Origin of the sequence: Pseudomonas sp. B35(2017) (assembly GCF_002113645.1) — a bacterium.
Taxonomy (GTDB): Bacteria; Pseudomonadota; Gammaproteobacteria; order Pseudomonadales; family Pseudomonadaceae; genus Aquipseudomonas; species Aquipseudomonas ekonensis.
In genome coordinates, this window is record NZ_NEIZ01000012.1 from 41,022 (window position 1) to 58,231 (window position 17,210).

The window sequence follows — 17,210 nt, forward strand, 5'->3', positions numbered from 1 at the left end:
CGCGTTTGGGGCTATGCTCGCAAGATGATCCTATTTCCCGATTTGCTCCAGTTGCCCCACCGCCTGCGCCACCCTGAGGTGCGCGATCTGGCGTGGGTGATCCTCGCCCCGCCGATGCTGGCCGCCACGCCGTGGCCGCAGCGCCATCCGCTGGCCGCCAGCGACTGGGTGAGCGATCCTGAACGGCTGGAGCACTGGCTGCGCCGGCTCGACCGCGACAGCTACGGCCTGCTGCACTGGCTGTCCCAGGCCCGCACCCGGCGGCTGGGCCTGTATTACGAACGGCTGTGGCAGTTTGCCGTGGAGCACGCGCCGGGCATCGAACTGATCGCCGCCAACCTGCCGATCCGCCGCGACGGCCACACCCTGGGCGAACTGGACATGCTGCTGCGCGACCGTGACGGCGTGCATCACCTGGAACTGGCGATCAAGCTCTACCTCGGCCCGCAGAACGGAGGCGGCCAGGATCCGGCGCAGTGGCTGGGGCCCGGCTGCCATGACCGGCTGGACCGCAAGCTGGCGCACCTGAGCGAGCATCAGCTGCCGATCTCCGCCCGGCCGGAAAGCCGCGAAGCGCTGGCGGCGCTGGATGTCGGGCCGTTCAGCGCGCAATTGTGGCTTGGCGGTTATCTGCTGTATCCGTGGCCCGGAGAATCCCAACCGCCCAACGGTGCCCATCCGCAGCACTTGCGCGGCAGTTGGCTGCACCAGAAGGACTGGCCGGCGTTCGTCGCACAGCGGCCCGCCGGACGCTGGCAACCCCTGCCCCGCCACGCCTGGCTGGCGCCGGCCCACTATCCGGCGGACCAGACCTGGAGCAACGGCCATCTCCAAGCCTGGCTCGATGCGCTGGAACCGCTGGCCCCGGCGCAGCTGATGGTGCGCCTGACCGAAAACGCCCGCGGCGAATGGGAAGAGGCCGAGCGGCTGTTCCTGGTGTCCGACCTGTGGCCGAACGTGCCGGGCCAGGCTTGAGGTCGGCGGCGTACCCATCGCCAGCAGGCTGGCTCCCACAGACATCCCTATGTGGGAGCCAGCCTGCTGACGATGGGGCCGACGCGGTTACAGCGACAGCCGAACGGCCAGCGCCGCCAACGTCACCAGCAGCACCGGCACCGTCAGCACAATGCCGACCTTGAAGTAGTACCCCCAGCCGATGCGGATGTCCTTGCGCGCCAGCACATGCAGCCAGAGCAAGGTCGCCAGGCTGCCGATCGGGGTGATCTTCGGCCCCAGGTCGCTGCCGATCACGTTGGCGTAGACCATCGCCTCCTTCACCACGCCTGTGGCTTGGCTGGCGTCGATGGACAGCAGGCCGATCAGCACCGTCGGCAGGTTGTTCATGATCGACGACAGCAACGCCGTCAGCACCCCGGTGCCCAGCGCCGCGCCCCATACGCCGTGCCCGGCGAAGACGTCGAGCCAGCCCGCCAGGTAGCCGGTGAGCCCGGCGTTGCGCAGGCCGTAGACCACCAGGTACATGCCCAGGGAGAAGATCACGATCTGCCAGGGCGCCTCTTTCATCACCTTGCGCGTGGAGATCCGATGCCCGCGGGCGGCGATGGCCAGCAGCAGCGCGGCGCACGCGGCGGAAATGAAACTGATCGGAATGCCCAGCGGTTCGAGGGCGAAGCAGCCCGCCAGCAGGATCAGCAGCACCGCCCATCCGGCGTAGAACGTGGGTTTATCGTGGATCGCCGTTTCCGGGCGTTCCAGTTGCTCGGGGTCGTAGGCCTTGGGGATGTCGCGCCGGAAGAACCACAGCAGCATGCCCAGCGTCGCGGCCACGCTCACGACGTTGACCGGCACCATCACCGCCGCATAGCGGTTGAAGCCGATGTGAAAGAAGTCGGCGGAAACGATGTTGACCAGGTTCGACACCACCAGCGGCAGGCTCGCGGTGTCGGCGATGAAGCCCGCCCCCATCACGAACGCCAGGGTCGCGGCAGGGGAAAACCGCAGCGCCAGCAGCATCGAGATCACGATGGGCGTGAGGATCAGCGCCGCGCCGTCGTTGGCGAACAGCGCCGACACCAGCGCGCCGAGCAGCACCATGAACGCGAACAGCTTGCGCCCGCTGCCCCGCCCCCAGCGCGCCACGTGCAACGCGGCCCAGGCGAAGAACCCGGCTTCGTCGAGCAACAGACTGATGATGATCAGCGCGACAAACGTGCCGGTGGCGTTCCAGATGATCTGCCACACCAGCGGTATGTCAGACAGGTGCACCACGCCGAACAGCAGCGCCAGCACCGCACCGAACGTCGCGCTCCAGCCGACGCCGAGGCCTTTGGGCTGCCAGATCACCAGTGTGATGGTCAGCAGGAATATCAATGACGCAGCCAGCATCCGCGAAAGCCTTCATGAAATGGAAACGCGGACAATGCCCGAATGTGGGACAGGAAAAAAGCCTGCGGGAGCGGTCGGTCATTCACATCGGTTGTGAATGACAAGACGCCATCGCCAGCAGGCTGGCTCCCACAGGTATCTCCGTTGGACGCAGCGTTTGCATTCATCGCAGAACATTGTGGGAGCCAGCCTGCTGGCGATGGCGTCAGCCGGGGCGCCGCAAGACATCAAGGCTACCCCGTCAGTCCGGCCGCCAAATCACTTCTTGTGCTGCTCCACCCACTGCCCGTAGGCATCGATGAACCCCTGCAGGAACGGCCGCACCGACTCATTCAGCTTGCCCGCCTCGTCGAACGCCGAGCCGGCGCCGCCCAGGTAGGCTTCAGGCTGTTGCATGCACGGCACATTGAGAAACACGAAAGACTGGCGCAGATGCTGGTTGGCGCCGAAACCGCCGATGGCGCCGGGCGAAACACTGATCACCGCCCCGGGCTTGCCGCTCCAGACGCTTTTGCCGTAAGGCCGGGAACCGACGTCGATGGCGTTCTTCAGCGGCGCCGGCACCGAACGGTTGTATTCCGGGGTGACAAACAGCACTGCGTCGGATGAAGCCACTTGCTGACGGAAAGTCCTGTAGGCTGCCGGCGGCGAATCACCGTCGATGTCTTCGTTGTAAAGCGGCAGATCGCCGATTTCGACAATGTTCAGTTTGAGGTTCGCCGGCGCCAGCTCCGCCAGGGCCAGGGCCACCTTGCGGTTGAGCGACGCTTTGCGGAGGCTGCCGACCACTACTGCGACGTTGTAGACATTGCTCATGGGAAGACTCTCGACTGTCCGTGGGAGGAGCCTGTAGTTATAGATGATCCGTCGGCGTTTTCACCAGACGGCCGGGAAATCCCGGTGCTCGCATTATTTTTTTCCTGTAGGAAAACTTACCGCGCCCGATGACGGTCTACCCAGCCGTCAATCCAGCGTTTTATCTCCAGAGGTTCTAAACAGATGGCAGCAGTACTCGTCGGTCAGTTCCATGCAAGAGATGCGGAAGGCCGCGTTTATTCCGTGCATGAGTACCAGGAATCCAACCCGTCGGCAGACGGACTCACCGGCACGGAGCCCGTCACCACCTACAAGCTGGCGATCGGCGATCGCATCAACAAGATCGACGAAAACGAATTCCTGCTGGTGCAGTCCGGCATCACCCTGATCCGCGAACCCGACTCCGTCATCGCTTCATAACCGGTCGTTATGAGCAGAAGTCTTCCGTGCCGAGTTGGGGTAGGATTCAGCCACTGACCCCAACCGCCGGACATGGACTTGCCGCATGCGTTTACGTCATATCGAAGTGATTCAGGCGCTGCTGCAGACCGGCCATGCAGGCACCGCGGCCGAGTGGCTGCAATTGTCGACGGCCGAGGTCGAAGCGCGGTTGCGCGAGGCCGAGAGCGAGTTGGGGTTCATGCTGTTCGCCAGCGTTCGCGGACGGCTCCAGGCCACCCCGGAAGCCAAGGCGCTGCAAGTCGAGATCGGCCACATCTACGAAGCGCTGGAGCCGGTGCAGCGTCTGGCCGACAGCCTGCGCCAATACCTCGCCCCGCCCCTGCGGATCACCGGCACACCGCCGCTGGCCCAGCAACTGCTGCCGCAAAGCCTCGCCGCCCTGCGCCGACGCCTGCCGGACGCCCCCTGCACCCTGTTCAGCGAACCGACCCGCGACATCGTCCGCCGCCTGCTGCTGCGCGAATGCGACCTGGGCCTGAGCCTGCACGATCCCGAACACCCCGACATCCATTGCCAGGCGCTGGCCCAAGGCAAGCTTCAGTTGCTGGCGCCCCACGGCTGGCTGCAGCCGAAGCAGAAGTACGTTTCCCTGCCGGATCTGGCCGGCCAGGCGATGGTCGGCCTGGAGGGCCAGGATCCGCTGAGCCCCGCGCTGGAGCACAAGCTCCAGGCGCTGCGTCCGGCGCCGAGCATCCGCACCCGGGTGCAGACCCACCAGATGATGCGCAGCATGGTCGAGGCCGGCGAAGGCCTGGCCATCGTCGACCCGTTCACCGCCCTCGGCGCCCGTGCCGCCGGCCTCGATGCCTGCCCGCTGTCGCCGGCGGTGCCGGTCAGCCTTTACGCCCTGACCTACCGGCACGCCCCGTCGCCGGCGGCCATCCAGACGCTGCTCGCCCTCGTCACGGAACAAGCCGCGGCGATGTTGGCGGGCTGACCGGCCCTTCCAGCGGGTTATCGAACAATCGATACCAGAACAGCGCCACTTCGGCGGTGTTCGGGTCGATGCCGCGGTAGCGCAGGTGATCGATGCCGCCGATCACATAGCCGCAACGCTCGTACAGCCGGCAGGCGCCGAGGTTGTTGTTCTGGGTTTCGAGCATGATGCCCGGGAGTTTCTTCTTGCGGCTCCAGAACTGCGCCACATCCAGCAATGCCTTGGCCACGCCGTGGCGCCGCGCCGGGGCATGCACCGCCAATTCGTCGATATGGGCGAAGCCGTTCCAGTTGGTGCTGACCACCAGATGACCGACCGGCTCGTCGCCCAGGTAGGCCATGAAGATTTCGCTGTCGGCGGCGTCGCGGTAGCTGCTGAATTCTTCAGGGTCGATGCCGTAGCACTTGCGGTACGGCACGATCGGCGTCACGGCCCACGCCGCCACAGGCCGGCCGATCTCGGCGGCGCCGTAGGCGCTGACCTCGAAGCTGAAGTCGCTGCCCCAGATGTACGCGGCAAAGCCGTCGTCGGCGACCCGCACCGACAGGCCGGGATGTTTCGGGTTCATAAGCGCTTGCATAGGGTTGTACGTCCTCATTCCTTGACGCAATCGACGGTGTACGACCGTCCGTTGCCATGGTCGTCATGTTGCAGTCCATGCACATCAGCCACGAAACCGGGGAAGCTTGCATCGAACGTGCGGGCAAACTTCAGGTATTCGATGATCGAACGGGTGGCCTCGGTGAAGCGCTCGCCCGGCATGATCAACGGGATGCCCGGCGGGTAAGGCACCAGCATCACCGCCGCCACCCGCCCTTCCAGCTCATCGATGGGCACGGCCTCGACCTCGCCGCGCACCAGTTGGTCGTAGGCGTGGGCCGGCTTCATGGCGATCTCCGGCAGCACGGTGTACATGCGCTTGAGGTGCCGGGCCGTGGCGTTGGTGCGGTAGCAGCCATGCAATTGATCGCACAGGTCGCGCAGGCCCATGCCGCGGTAGCGCACCGCATCTTCCTGGGCGACGCACGGCAGGCAGGTGGCGAGGCCGACGTTGGCGTCATAGCTGCGCTTGAACTCCAGCAGCTCGGTCAGCAACGTGCTCCACTTGCCCTTGGTGATGCCCATGGAAAACAGCACCAAGAACGAATACAGGCCGGTCTTCTCCACCACCAGACCGCGCTCCCACAGGAACCGGCTGACCACCGCCGCCGGAATGCCCCTTTCGCTCAAGGCGCCGCCGGCGTTCAGGCCGGGCATCACCAACGTCACCTTGATCGGGTCGAGCAGCACGTAATCGTCGCCGACCTCGCCGAACCCGTGCCAGTCGGCCTCGGGCCGCAGCAGCCAGTCCTCGGTCTTCACCCGGTCGGTACCCTCGACGCCCGGCGGTTGCCAGATCGAGAACCACCAGTCATCGGCCGCGATGTGCTGGCGCAGGTTGGCCAGCGCCCGGCGGAAACTCAAGGCCTCGTCGAAGGTTTCCTGCAGCAGCGAACGCCCGGCCGGCCCTTCCATCATCGCCGACGCCACATCCAGCGACGCGATGATGCTGTACTGCGGCGACGTCGAGATGTGCATCATGAACGCTTCGTTGAAACGGTCGCGGTCCAACTGCCGCGCCCCGCCGTCCTGGACATGGATCATCGACGCCTGGCTGAACGCCGCGAGCAGTTTATGGGTGGAATGGGTGGTGAACACCAGCGGACTGTCGGCGCTGCGGGAGGTGGCCATGCCATAGCGGCCGGCGAAGAACTCGTGAAACGCGGCGTACGCATACCAGGCCTCGTCGAAATGCAGCACCTGCACGCTGTTGCCCAGGCTTTGCTTGATCAGCTCGGCGTTGTAGCACAAGCCGTCGTAGGTGGAGTTGGTGACCACCGCCAGCTTGACCTTCGGCTCGCGCCCCTGGGTCAGCGGGCTGGCGTCGATCTTGGCCTGGATCGACTCGCGGCTGAACTCGCTCAGGGGAATGGGGCCGATGATCCCCAGGTCATTGCGCTCCGGGCACAGGTACAGCGGAATCGCACCGGTCATGATGATCGCGTGCAGCACCGACTTGTGGCAGTTGCGATCCACCAGCACCAGGTCATCGCGCCCGACCATCGAATGCCAGACGATCTTGTTGGCGGTCGAGGTGCCGTTGATCACGAAAAAGGTGTGGTCGGCGCCGAAGTTGCGCGCCGCCCGCGCTTCGGCTTCGGCCAGGGGACCGGTGTGGTCGAGCAGCGAACCGAGCTCGGGCACCGACACCGACAGGTCCGAGCGCAGGGTGTTTTCGCCGAAGAACTGATGGAACGCCTGCCCCACCGGGCTCTTGTGGTACGCCACGCCACCGCCGTGGCCGGGGGTGTGCCAGGAATAGTTGGAGTCGGCGGTGTGCTGCACCAGCGCCTTGAAGAACGGCGGCAGCAGCCCGTCCAGGTACTTGCGCGCCGCCCGCGCCACTTGCCGAGCCAGGAACGGCACGGTGTCTTCGAACAGGTAGAGAATGCCGCGCAACTGGTTGAGCTCGGCCATGGCGTCGGCCGGGGCGTTTTCCAGGGTCACCTGCTCGCCCAAGGCGAAGATCGGCAGCTCCGGCGCCCGCACCCGGGCCAGCCCGATCAGTTCGGCCATGTTGTGCAGCAAATGCGAGTTGGTGCTGGCGTCTTCGGCGGCGATCAGCATGCACGCCAAGCCATGATGGGTGGACGCCACCAGCCTGCCTTCGGTGTAGTCCGTGGCTGAAACGACCTTGAATCCTTCCTGCTCCAGCTCCCGGGCGATGCCCCGGATACGCTCGCCGGCAACCGTGTCGGCCTTGATGTCGCGGTGGACGATCAACACCGGAAACTTCAAATCTTTGTACATGGGGCCCAGAGTCCTGAGGCGGCAGCGCGCAGCGTGCCAATGTCCTCAGGGTAGAGGGTCAACGCCGTTGTTGCGAGGGTGGCCAGTTGGCTTCATGTCCGGGGAAGCGGTGCTTGCGCCGATCCTGTGACGAGGGACCGGATCAGGCCTGGGATTCGATCAGTTGCGTCCACAGCGCCGGTCCGCCGGCGGACTTGGCGATGATTTCCAGGCGCGCCGCGTGCTGCGCCAGTTCGTCTTCGCTGGCACGGATGATCCGGCCCGGTTGGCGGTCGGCCGGCAGGCGCCGGATCTCGGACGCGCGCCCGCTGCTTTCGCCGGAGCCGTCGGAGGCGTTGCCGGCCAGGGACAGGCTGGTCTGGCCGCCGGTCATGGTCAGGTAGACGTCGGCGAGGATCTCCGAGTCGAGCAACGCGCCGTGCAGCTCACGGCCGGAGTTGTCCACGCCATAACGCTTGCACAGCGCATCGAGGCTGTTGCGCTGGCCGGGGTGGCGCTCCCGCGCCATCATCAGGGTGTCGAGGATCGAGCAGTGGCGGGTGATGTCGGCCCGGTCCTGCTGGCCCAGCAAGGCGAATTCGTTGTTGATGAAGCCGACGTCGAACGCCGCGTTGTGGATGATCAGCTGCGCGCCGTTGATGAACTCGAAGAACTCGTCGGCCACTTCGGCGAAGCGGGGCTTGCCGACCAGAAACTCGTTGGTGATGCCGTGAACGCCGATCGCGCCCTCGTCGCTTTCCCGATCCGGTTGCAGGTACACGTGAAAGTGCCGGCCCGTCAGGCGCCGACCCATCAGTTCGACGCAGCCGATCTCGATGATCCGGTGGCCGTCGGTCACCGGCATGCCGGTGGTTTCGGTATCGAGTACAACGGATCTGGTGGCCATCAGTGTTCAGCTCTCAACGGGTGCAATCGGACAAAGGCGGCGATGGTATCACGCTCGCCGCGGGGTTTCAGGTGGACCGCGTCGTGCCCGTCGCCGGCAGGCCGGCTCCCACATTGGATCTGCACAATGCATCAGTACCCTGTGGGAGCCAGCCTGCTGGCGATCGGCCGCATCACGGTGCACGGCCGGAATCAATCCTGCTTGTAGCCACGCACTTCGTCGACGCCACGGTTGGCCAATTGGTCGGCCCGTTCGTTGCCGTGATGGCCGATGTGGCCGCGCACCCATTTCCAGGTGACTTTGTGGCGGTTGACCTGCTCGTCCAGCTGCTTCCACAGGTCGGCGTTCTTCACCGGCTCCTTCGCGGCGGTTTTCCAGCCGCGCTTCTTCCAGTTGGCCATCCACTCGTTGATGCCTTTCATCACGTATTGCGAGTCGGTCACCAGCAGCACTTCGCACGGGCGCTTGAGGGCTTCCAGGCCGCGGATCGCGCCGAGCAGCTCCATGCGGTTATTGGTGGTGTTGGCTTCGCCGCCCCACAGTTCCTTCTCGACGCCCTTGCACACCAGCAAGGCGCCCCAGCCGCCGGGGCCGGGGTTGCCCTTGCAGGCGCCGTCAGTGAACAGTTCTACGTTATCGGTCATGCCAGTCATCCAGAAATTGCCGTGCCTCGCCGGACAGCGGCCGACGATGGCCGAGGCCGGGACAGGCCCGGCCGGAATATAAAGAAGGTGTCTACGGTTCGATGCGGCGGCGGTTGACCTTGGCCATCGGCAGCGGGATCAGCTTGCCCATCGGTTCGCGGCGCTCCTGGCGCACCGGGCGCAGGCCGACCACAATCTTGCGCGCCACCAGCAGGTAGAAGCCGCCGCCGGCCAGTTGCCAGGCGCCGGCGCGGCGTTCCCAGCCGGCCAGGCGCGCCTGCCACGCGGACGACGCAAGCGGCGGACGATAGCACCCGAAGCGGCGTTTCTCCAGCGCGAAGCCCAGCAGGTTGAGCCAGTCGGCGACCCGCGAGGGCGAGATGCAGCGCGCCTTGCGCAGGCCGTCATGGGCGAACACATGGCGCAGGCCCCAGGCGCTCCAGGGGTTGATGCCGATGATCAGCAGGTGCCCGCCGGGGCGCACGCTGCTGGCCGCCTCGCGCAGCAGGCCGTGGGGCGACAGGCAGAAATCCAGCCCGTGCTGCATGACCACCACGTCGGCCGCGTGCTCGCTCAACGGCCAGGCCTGCTCTTCGCAGACGATCTCCACCCCCGGCAACGGCGCGCCCAGGCGCACGTTGCGCTGCACCTGGGGCGCCGACGGCGGCGTCTCGGCGGACGGGCCGTAATGCACCAGGTAGCCGCCGAAGAAACGGCCCAGCTCGTCTTCGAGCATGCGCCGCTCCTCGTCCAGCAGGAATTGGCCCAGGGGCCCGGACAGCCACTCCCGGGCCGAACTGATCAGGGCCAGCCAGTCAGGATCGGCCTGAGCGAACGCTTTATCGGTCATGTCGTTCTCCAAAGCGCCACGAAGCTCTAAGATGCGCCAATGTTACCCGTTTGGCGAATCCGAAGATGATACAGATCAGTGCCCTCCCCGCGTTCACCGACAACTACATCTGGTTGTTGCAGGATCATGCGACCCACCGCTGCGCGGTGGTCGATCCGGGGGATGCCGCGCCGGTGCAGGACTGGCTCGACGCCCATCCGGGCTGGGTGCTGGGCGACATCCTGATCACCCATCACCACCATGACCACGTCGGCGGCGTCGAGGCGCTGAAGGCGGCCACGGGCGCCACCGTCCACGGCCCGGCCAGCGAGAAGATCCCCGGCCGCGACATCGCGCTCAAGGACGGCGACAAGGCCCGCGTGCTGGGCTGGGACTTCGACGTCTACGCCGTGCCCGGCCACACCCTGGGCCACATCGCCTACTACCGCCATGGCCTGCTGTTCTGCGGCGACACCCTGTTCGCCGCCGGCTGCGGCCGCCTGTTCGAAGGCACGCCGCAGCAGATGCACCATTCCCTGAGCCGCCTGGCCGCGCTGCCGGAAGACACGCTGGTCTACTGCACCCACGAATACACGTTGAGCAACCTGAAGTTCGCCGCCGCGGTCGAACCGGCCAACCCGGACATCGCCGCCCGTCTGGAAAAAGTCCGCCAGCAGCGGGAAAACGGCGTGATGACCCTGCCCTCGACCTTGGCCCTGGAAAAGCTCACGAACCCCTTTCTGCGGACGGGTGAAACATTAGTTAAACAAAAAGTGGACGAACGGAGCGGCCCTCAAAACCGGGCGCCGAGTGAGGTTTTTGCGGCACTGCGGGCCTGGAAAGACACGTTTTGAGGCATTCCCCAAACGGTACAAAAGTTCTGAACGGTTGACCGTTGGGGGTGCGCTTTCTAGAATCGCCCGACATTTTTGCCCGGAACTTACTTCCAGCCAATGTCGTCATCCATACGCAAGTCCGTCAACTCAGACGCACTGACCCGCCTGGCGCAAGCCATCGCGGTGGCTGTGTCCGCCACCCTGGCGGGCTGCTCCAGCCATGCGCCGCAGACTGACGCGACCCACGCGCCGAACATCGCTGCCCGGGCCAAACAGAAGCCGATCTGGCTGAACGAGAAGCCCAGCCCGCAGGTGCCCCAGGACATCTGGGCGCGGATGCGCGAAGGCTTCCAGCTGCAAGAGGGCCTGGGGGTCAACCCGCGCATCGAGCAGCAACGCCTTTGGTTCGCCAGCAACCCGTCGTTCCTCGAGAACGCCGGCGAACGCGGCAGCCTCTACATCCATTACATCGTCGAGCGCCTCGAAGAGCGCAACATGCCGCTGGAGCTGGCGCTGCTGCCGGTGATCGAAAGCGCCTACAACCCGATGGCCTACTCCCGGGCCGACGCGGTGGGCCTCTGGCAGTTCATCCCGTCCACCGGGCGCTCCTTCAACCTGCGCCAGACCCGCTTCTACGACGGCCGCCGGGACATCACCGCCTCCACCACCGCGGCAATGGACTACCTGACCCGCCTGCACGACATGTTCAACGGCGACTGGCTGCTGGCCCTGGCGGCCTACAACGCCGGCGAAGGCACGGTGAGCCGCGCCATCGAGCGCAACGAGCGCCTCGGCCTGCCGACCGACTACTGGAACCTGCCGCTGCCGGCCGAGACCCAGGCCTACGTGCCGAAGCTGCTGGCCCTGTCCCAGGTGGTCCTGGCGCCGGAAGCCTACGGCGTGAACCTCAACCCGATCGCCAACGAACCGTATTTCCAGGTCGTCGAGATCAACCAGCGCATGGATCTGTCCAAGGTCGCGGCGGTGGCCAACATCGACGAAGACGAGCTGTTCCAGCTCAACCCGGCGTTCAAGCAGCGCACCACCATCGACGGCCCGCAGCACCTGCTGGTGCCGACGTCCAAGGCGCAGCTGCTGACCGCCAGCCTGCAGACCATGCGGCCTGAAGAGCTGATCAGCCCGCGCTCGCTCAAACCGGTGTTCGAAGGGGCCGACCCTGCCGAAGTCGCACAGCTCAAGCGCGCCTACCGGGTCAAGCGCGGCGACAACCTCGCCTCCATCGCCAAGGCCAACAAGGTCGAGGTCAAGGACCTGCAGCGCTGGAACAAGCTGTCCGGCAAGAACCTCAAGGTCGGCCAGACCCTGGTGATGCGCGACACCACCAAACGCACCCCGGCCCGCAATGCCGGCGGCCGCATCAACACCGTGGTCGCGGCCAACAGCAAGGGCGGCGCCAAGGCCGACGCCCAGAAGCAGACCCAGTACAAGGTCAAGCAAGGCGACACCCTGTACGTGGTGGCCAAGCGCTTCAACGTCGAGATGCAGCACCTCAAGCGCTGGAATCCGGGCGCGGGCAAGGCCCTCAAGCCTGGGCAGATGCTCACGGTCTACCAGCCGCACTGACAGCCTGACCGATAAGCCCTGCAGCGTTACGCTTGCAGGGCTTTTTTGTGGGAACAACTGTCTTGATCGTGTTCGGCGGCGGCTCAACTGACGCTATCGCCAGCAGGCTGGCTCCCACAGTGATTGACGTTCGCACGGCGGATTCATGTTCATTGCCCAACCCTGTGGGGCCCGCACAATTAACGGCGCATTAAGCGCTGTCTTTTTCCTGTCCGGACAAGCTGTTACTGTACGGGCCACATAGCCCAAGCCGCCTGGACCGGATCCGACTTGAAGCGTCCCTTCCTCCTGTTCCTGATCAGCCTGGCCTTGAGCTCTCCCGCAAGCGCGACCATCACCGAAAGCCACGGTTACGCGCAGTTCGGCACGCTCAAGTACCCGGCCAGCTTCACCCACTTCGACTGGGTCAACCCGCAGGCGCCCAAGGGCGGCACGTTGCGGGTGATGGCGTTCGGCACCTTCGATACGCTCAACCCCTACACCTTCAAGGGCACCAGCCCGGTCACCACGCCGAATTTCCTGCAGTACGGCATCAACGAGCTGAACGAACCGCTGATGGTCGGCACCGGCCAGTACGCGCCCTCCGGGGACGAGCCTGCCTCCAGCTACGGCCTGATCGCGCAATCGGTGGAATACAGCGAAGACCGCAGTTGGGTGGTGTTCAACCTGCGTCCGCAGGCGCGCTTCCATGACGGCACGCCGATCACCGCCTACGACGTCGCTTTTTCCTACCGCCTGCTGCTCAAGGAAGGCCATCCGCTGTACCGCACCAGCCTTCAGGAGGTGTCGCGGGTCGACATCCTCAGCCCGCAGCGCATCCGCTTCGTGCTCAAGCGTTCGGGCAATCCCTTGCTGATCCTGCGCCTGGGCGAACTGCCGGTGCTGCCCCAGCATTACTGGAAAGGCCGCGACTTCAAGGCCACCACCTTCGAACCGCCGCTGGGCAGCGGCCCTTACCGCATCACCTCGGTGACGCCCGGGCGCCAGTTGGTCTTCGAACGGGTCAAGGACTATTGGGGCAAGGATCTGCCGGTCAACCGCGGCAAGTACAACGTCGACCGCATGGAGGTCGAGTTCTACCGCGACAGCGACGTGGCCTTCGAAGCGTTCAAGGCCGACGAGTTCGACATCTACATCGAGCACCAGGCCAAGAACTGGGCCAATGGCTACAACTTCCCGGCCCTGCGCCGCGGCGAGGTGATCAAGGCGCAGATCCCGCACCGGATCCCGACCCAGAGCCAGGGCCTGTTCATGAACACCCGGCGTCCGGTCTTCGCCCAGATCAAGGTGCGCGAAGCCCTGGGCCTGATGTTCGATTTCGAATGGACCAACCGCGCCCTGTTCAGCGATGCCTACCGGCGCAGCGTCAGTTACTACCCCAACAGCGAATTCAGCGCCGAAGGCCTGCCGGTGGGCCATGAATGGCTGATGCTCAAGCCGTACAAGGATCAGCTCCCGGCCCGCCTGTTCACCGAACCCTTCAGGCTGCCGCAGACCGACGGCCGCGGCATCCCCCGGGACACCCTGCGCAAGGCCCTGGGGCTGCTGGCCGAAGCGGGCTGGACGCTCAACGGCCAACGCTTGCAGAACGCCGCCGGGCAACCCTTGCGCTTCGAGATCCTGCTGGTCAACCCGAACCTTGAGCGGATCCTCCAGCCCTATGTCGAGAACCTCAACGGCATCGGCATCGACGCCCGGCTGCGCACCGTGGACCGCGCCCAGTACAAGCAACGCCTGGATCAGTTCGATTTCGACATGATTCTGATGACGCTCAACCAGACCCTGAGCCCGGGGCTTGAGCAATGGCAGTACTTCCACTCAAGCCAAGCCGCCGTCAAGGGCAGCAAGAACTACGCTGGCATCGCCGACCCCGTGGTCGACCACCTGCTCGAGCAATTGCTCGCCGCCCGCACCCGGGACGAGCAGGTGGCCGCCGGCAAGGCACTGGATCGCGTGCTGCTGTGGCAGCACTACAGCATTCCCAACTGGTACCTCAATTATCACCGCCTGGCCTACCGCAACCGGTTCGCCTTCGTCACCACGCCCCCCTACACCCTGGGCCTGAGCGCGTGGTGGCTGAAGTCTTCGGAGAAAGATCGATGAAACCCTTCCGCGCCCTGCTCCTGCAGGCCAGCGGCCTGCTGTTCGCCGGGCTGGCCTGCGCCGCCCCGCAGCACGCCGTGACCCTGTACAACGAGCCGCCCAAATACCCGGCCGACTTCAAGCAGTTCGACTACGTGAACCCCGACGCACCCAAGGGCGGGATCTTCCGCCAGGCCGGGTTCGGCGGCTTCGACAGCCTCAACCCGTTCATCAGCAAAGGCGTGCCGGCGGACAACATCGGGCAGATCTACGACACCCTCACCCGCCACAGCCTGGACGAGCCCTTCACCGAATACGGCCTGATCGCCGGCAAGATCGAAAAGGCCCCGGACAACAGCTGGGTGCGCTTCTACCTGCGCCCGGAGGCGCGCTTCCACGACGGCCATCCGGTGCGCGCCGAGGACGTGGTGTTCAGCTTCCAGACCCTCACCAAGGACGGCTCGCCCCTGTACCGCGGCTACTACAATGACGTCGACGACGTCATCGCCGAAGACCCGCTCAAGGTGCTGTTCAAGTTCAAGCACACCAACAATCGCGAACTGCCGCTGATCCTCGGCCAGTTGCCGGTGCTGCCGAAACACTGGTGGGCCAGCCGCGACTTCAACAAGGGCAACCTGGAGATCCCGCTGGGCAGCGGCCCGTACCGTGTGGCTGAAGTGAAGGCCGGACGCTCCGTGCGCTACGAGCGGGTCAAGGACTACTGGGGCAAGGACCTGCCGGTCAACCGAGGCTTCTACAACTTCGACGTGATGACCACCGACTACTACCGCGACAACACCGTGGCGCTGGAAGCCCTCAAGGCCGGGCAGTTCGACTATTGGCTGGAGATGACCGCCAAGAACTGGGCCAATGCCTACAACGTCCCCGCCGTCACCGAGGGGCGGCTGATCAAGGAGCAGATCCCCAACGGCAACCCCACCGGCATGCAGGGCTTCGTCTACAACCTGCGCCGTCCGGTGTTCCACGACGTGCGGGTGCGTCAGGCCCTGAGCCTGCTGCTGGACTTCGAGTGGACCAACAAGCAATTGTTCAACAGCGCCTATGCGCGCACCCGCAGCTATTTCGAGAACTCGGAAATGGCCGCCACCGGCCTGCCGGACGCCGACCAACTGGCGATCCTCGACCCGTTCCGCAGCCAGTTGCCGGCCCAGGTGTTCAGCGAGGCGTTCGAAAACCCCAAGACCGACGGCAGCGGCATGATCCGCCCGCAGCAGCGCGAGGCCTACCAGCTGCTGCAAGAGGCCGGCTGGAAGATCGTCGACGACAAGATGGTCGACGCCGACGGCAAACCGGTGGTCATCGAGTTCCTGCTGGCCCAGACCGATTTCGAGCGGGTGCTGCTGCCGTTCAAGCGCAACCTGAGCGACCTGGGCATCGACCTGGTGATCCGTCGCGTGGACGTCTCGCAGTACGTCAACCGCGTGCGTTCGCGGGACTTCGACATGATCGTCGGCAGCTTCCCGCAGTCCAACTCGCCGGGCAACGAGCAGCGCGAGTTCTGGATGAGCGCCGCCGCCGACAAGCCCAGCAGCCGCAACTCGATGGGCCTGAAGGATCCGGTGGTCGACCGGCTGGTGGAGCAACTGATCAACGCCGATTCGCGCAAGAGCCTGGTGGCCCACGCCCGGGCCCTCGACCGCGTGCTGCAATGGGGCTACTACGTGATCCCCAACTGGCACATCAAGACCTGGCGCGTAGCGTACTGGAACCACATCGGCCATCCGAAAGTCTCCCCCAAGTACGACATCGGCATTGATACCTGGTGGATCAAGCCCGACGCCAAACCGGCGATAGAAGTCCAGACCCAACTGCAGGCCGCCCCAGCGGACACGGAGTAATCAGATGCTGGCGTACATTTTTCGGCGACTGCTGCTGATCATCCCGACCCTGTTCGGCATCCTGCTGATCAATTTCGTGATCATCCAGGCCGCCCCCGGCGGGCCGGTGGAGCAGATGATCGCCAAGCTCGAAGGCTTCGAAGGCGCCACCAGCCGCATCGCCGGCGGCGGCGCCGAGGTGTCGGTGGCCGGTTCGTCCTACCGCGGCGCCCAGGGCCTGGATCCGGCGCTGATCAAGGAAATCGAGCACATGTACGGGTTCGACAAGTCGGCCCCGGAACGCCTGTGGATCATGGTCAAGAACTACGCCCGGCTGGATTTCGGCGACAGCTTCTTCCGCGACGCCAAGGTGATCGACCTGATCAAGGAAAAGATGCCGGTGTCGATCTCCCTGGGCCTGTGGAGCACGCTGATCATGTACCTGGTGTCGATCCCGCTGGGGATCGCCAAGGCCACCCGGCACGGCAGCCACTTCGACGTCTGGACCAGCTCGGCGATCATCGTCGGCTACGCGATCCCGGCGTTCCTGTTCGCGATCCTGCTGATCGTGGTGTTCGCCGGCGGCAGTTACCTGGACTGGTTCCCGCTGCGGGGCCTGACCTCGAACAACTTCGACGAACTGAGCCTGGGCGGCAAGGTCCTCGACTACTTCTGGCACCTGGCGCTGCCGGTGACCGCCCTGGTGATCGGCAACTTCGCGACCATGACCCTGCTGACCAAGAACAGCTTCCTCGACGAGATCAACAAGCAGTACGTGGTCACCGCCAAGGCCAAGGGCCTGACCCGCCGCCGCGTGCTGTACGGCCATGTGTTCCGCAACGCGATGCTGCTGGTGATCGCCGGGTTCCCGTCGGCGTTCATCGGCATCTTCTTCACCGGTTCCCTGCTGGTGGAAGTGATCTTCTCCCTCGACGGCCTCGGCCTGATGAGTTTCGAGGCGGCGATCAACCGCGACTACCCGGTGGTGTTCGGCACCCTGTTCATCTTCACCCTGCTGGGGCTGGTGGTGAAACTGATCGGCGACCTCACCTACACCCTGGTCGATCCGCGCATCGACTTCGAAAGCCGGGAGCATTGAG

At 65.2% G+C, this 17,210-nt stretch carries 15 protein-coding genes; 8 read left to right on the plus strand and 7 right to left on the minus strand.

The window, feature by feature from the left end; translation table 11 throughout:
• Positions 1-24: 24 nt before the first annotated feature.
• Positions 25-975, plus strand: coding sequence for a DUF1853 family protein (locus CAG41_RS19105; protein WP_085707331.1), 951 nt, complete (start codon positions 25-27; stop codon positions 973-975).
• An 87-nt stretch (positions 976-1,062) separates the two neighbouring features.
• Here the strand turns inward: CAG41_RS19105 and CAG41_RS19110 are convergent, their stop codons facing one another.
• Both CAG41_RS19110 and CAG41_RS19115 read right to left on the minus strand, forming a co-directional pair.
• On the minus strand, positions 1,063-2,346 hold the full coding sequence (locus CAG41_RS19110; protein ID WP_085583574.1) for an arsenic transporter: 1,284 nt from the start codon (positions 2,344-2,346) through the stop codon (positions 1,063-1,065).
• A 258-nt stretch (positions 2,347-2,604) separates the two neighbouring features.
• The gene (locus tag CAG41_RS19115; protein ID WP_085583572.1) at positions 2,605-3,162 is read right to left on the minus strand and encodes an NADPH-dependent FMN reductase; all 558 of its coding nucleotides are present in this window, start codon (positions 3,160-3,162) and stop codon (positions 2,605-2,607) included.
• Positions 3,163-3,345: 183 nt separating this feature from the next.
• Between CAG41_RS19115 and CAG41_RS19120 the strand changes: the two genes are divergently transcribed.
• Both CAG41_RS19120 and CAG41_RS19125 read left to right on the plus strand, forming a co-directional pair.
• Positions 3,346-3,582 (plus strand): hypothetical protein, encoded by a 237-nt coding sequence (locus CAG41_RS19120; protein WP_085583570.1) that lies wholly within the window; start codon positions 3,346-3,348, stop codon positions 3,580-3,582.
• Positions 3,583-3,667: 85 nt separating this feature from the next.
• The gene (locus CAG41_RS19125; RefSeq protein ID WP_085583568.1) at positions 3,668-4,561 is read left to right on the plus strand and encodes a LysR family transcriptional regulator; all 894 of its coding nucleotides are present in this window, start codon (positions 3,668-3,670) and stop codon (positions 4,559-4,561) included.
• Here CAG41_RS19125 and CAG41_RS19130 read toward each other — a convergent pair.
• The 5 genes from CAG41_RS19130 to CAG41_RS19150 form a co-directional block, all read right to left on the minus strand.
• Positions 4,527-5,141, minus strand: coding sequence for a GNAT family N-acetyltransferase (locus CAG41_RS19130; RefSeq protein ID WP_085583566.1), 615 nt, complete (start codon positions 5,139-5,141; stop codon positions 4,527-4,529). The two genes, CAG41_RS19125 and CAG41_RS19130, sit on opposite strands and share 35 nt — an antisense overlap.
• 14 nt (positions 5,142-5,155) lie before the next feature.
• Positions 5,156-7,411 carry an Orn/Lys/Arg decarboxylase N-terminal domain-containing protein gene (locus tag CAG41_RS19135; protein WP_085707332.1) on the minus strand — a complete coding sequence of 752 codons (2,256 nt, stop codon included), beginning with the start codon at positions 7,409-7,411 and terminating at the stop codon, positions 5,156-5,158.
• Positions 7,412-7,553: 142 nt separating this feature from the next.
• Entirely contained in the window at positions 7,554-8,297 is a 744-nt protein-coding gene (gene dnaQ, locus CAG41_RS19140; RefSeq protein WP_085583562.1) for a DNA polymerase III subunit epsilon, read from the minus strand.
• Between the two features lie 191 nt (positions 8,298-8,488).
• Positions 8,489-8,941 (minus strand): ribonuclease HI, encoded by a 453-nt coding sequence (gene rnhA, locus CAG41_RS19145; RefSeq protein WP_085583560.1) that lies wholly within the window; start codon positions 8,939-8,941, stop codon positions 8,489-8,491.
• A gap of 91 nt (positions 8,942-9,032) precedes the next feature.
• Positions 9,033-9,791: a class I SAM-dependent methyltransferase gene (locus CAG41_RS19150; protein ID WP_085583558.1), complete on the minus strand. Its 759-nt coding sequence runs from the start codon at positions 9,789-9,791 to the stop codon at positions 9,033-9,035.
• A gap of 65 nt (positions 9,792-9,856) precedes the next feature.
• Between CAG41_RS19150 and gloB the strand changes: the two genes are divergently transcribed.
• From gloB to CAG41_RS19175, 5 genes are all read left to right on the plus strand, one after another.
• A complete protein-coding gene (gene gloB, locus CAG41_RS19155; RefSeq protein ID WP_085632700.1) occupies positions 9,857-10,624 on the plus strand; it encodes a hydroxyacylglutathione hydrolase in 768 nt (255 codons plus the stop codon).
• 99 nt (positions 10,625-10,723) lie between these two features.
• The gene (locus tag CAG41_RS19160; RefSeq protein ID WP_085583556.1) at positions 10,724-12,190 is read left to right on the plus strand and encodes a transglycosylase SLT domain-containing protein; all 1,467 of its coding nucleotides are present in this window, start codon (positions 10,724-10,726) and stop codon (positions 12,188-12,190) included.
• Positions 12,191-12,460: 270 nt separating this feature from the next.
• Complete coding sequence (locus CAG41_RS19165) at positions 12,461-14,293, plus strand: extracellular solute-binding protein (RefSeq protein WP_085707333.1); 1,833 nt, start codon at positions 12,461-12,463, stop codon at positions 14,291-14,293.
• The gene (locus CAG41_RS19170; RefSeq protein ID WP_085583552.1) at positions 14,290-16,131 is read left to right on the plus strand and encodes an extracellular solute-binding protein; all 1,842 of its coding nucleotides are present in this window, start codon (positions 14,290-14,292) and stop codon (positions 16,129-16,131) included. Before CAG41_RS19165 ends, CAG41_RS19170 begins: the two co-directional genes overlap by 4 nt.
• A 4-nt stretch (positions 16,132-16,135) precedes the next feature.
• Entirely contained in the window at positions 16,136-17,209 is a 1,074-nt protein-coding gene (locus CAG41_RS19175; RefSeq protein WP_085583550.1) for a microcin C ABC transporter permease YejB, read from the plus strand.
• Position 17,210 lies beyond the last annotated feature (1 nt).

Bases quoted from the DNA above. Each gene is read 5' to 3' on its own strand.
- CAG41_RS19105 (WP_085707331.1), top strand. From the start codon at position 25: ATGATCCTATTTCCCGATTTGCTCCAGTTGCCCCACCGCCTGCGCCAC.
- CAG41_RS19110 (WP_085583574.1), bottom strand. From the start codon at position 2,346: ATGCTGGCTGCGTCATTGATATTCCTGCTGACCATCACACTGGTGATC.
- CAG41_RS19115 (WP_085583572.1), bottom strand. From the start codon at position 3,162: ATGAGCAATGTCTACAACGTCGCAGTAGTGGTCGGCAGCCTCCGCAAA.
- CAG41_RS19120 (WP_085583570.1), top strand. From the start codon at position 3,346: ATGGCAGCAGTACTCGTCGGTCAGTTCCATGCAAGAGATGCGGAAGGC.
- CAG41_RS19125 (WP_085583568.1), top strand. From the start codon at position 3,668: ATGCGTTTACGTCATATCGAAGTGATTCAGGCGCTGCTGCAGACCGGC.
- CAG41_RS19130 (WP_085583566.1), bottom strand. From the start codon at position 5,141: ATGCAAGCGCTTATGAACCCGAAACATCCCGGCCTGTCGGTGCGGGTC.
- CAG41_RS19135 (WP_085707332.1), bottom strand. From the start codon at position 7,411: ATGTACAAAGATTTGAAGTTTCCGGTGTTGATCGTCCACCGCGACATC.
- dnaQ (WP_085583562.1), bottom strand. From the start codon at position 8,297: ATGGCCACCAGATCCGTTGTACTCGATACCGAAACCACCGGCATGCCG.
- rnhA (WP_085583560.1), bottom strand. From the start codon at position 8,941: ATGACCGATAACGTAGAACTGTTCACTGACGGCGCCTGCAAGGGCAAC.
- CAG41_RS19150 (WP_085583558.1), bottom strand. From the start codon at position 9,791: ATGACCGATAAAGCGTTCGCTCAGGCCGATCCTGACTGGCTGGCCCTG.
- gloB (WP_085632700.1), top strand. From the start codon at position 9,857: ATGATACAGATCAGTGCCCTCCCCGCGTTCACCGACAACTACATCTGG.
- CAG41_RS19160 (WP_085583556.1), top strand. From the start codon at position 10,724: ATGTCGTCATCCATACGCAAGTCCGTCAACTCAGACGCACTGACCCGC.
- CAG41_RS19170 (WP_085583552.1), top strand. From the start codon at position 14,290: ATGAAACCCTTCCGCGCCCTGCTCCTGCAGGCCAGCGGCCTGCTGTTC.
- CAG41_RS19175 (WP_085583550.1), top strand. From the start codon at position 16,136: ATGCTGGCGTACATTTTTCGGCGACTGCTGCTGATCATCCCGACCCTG.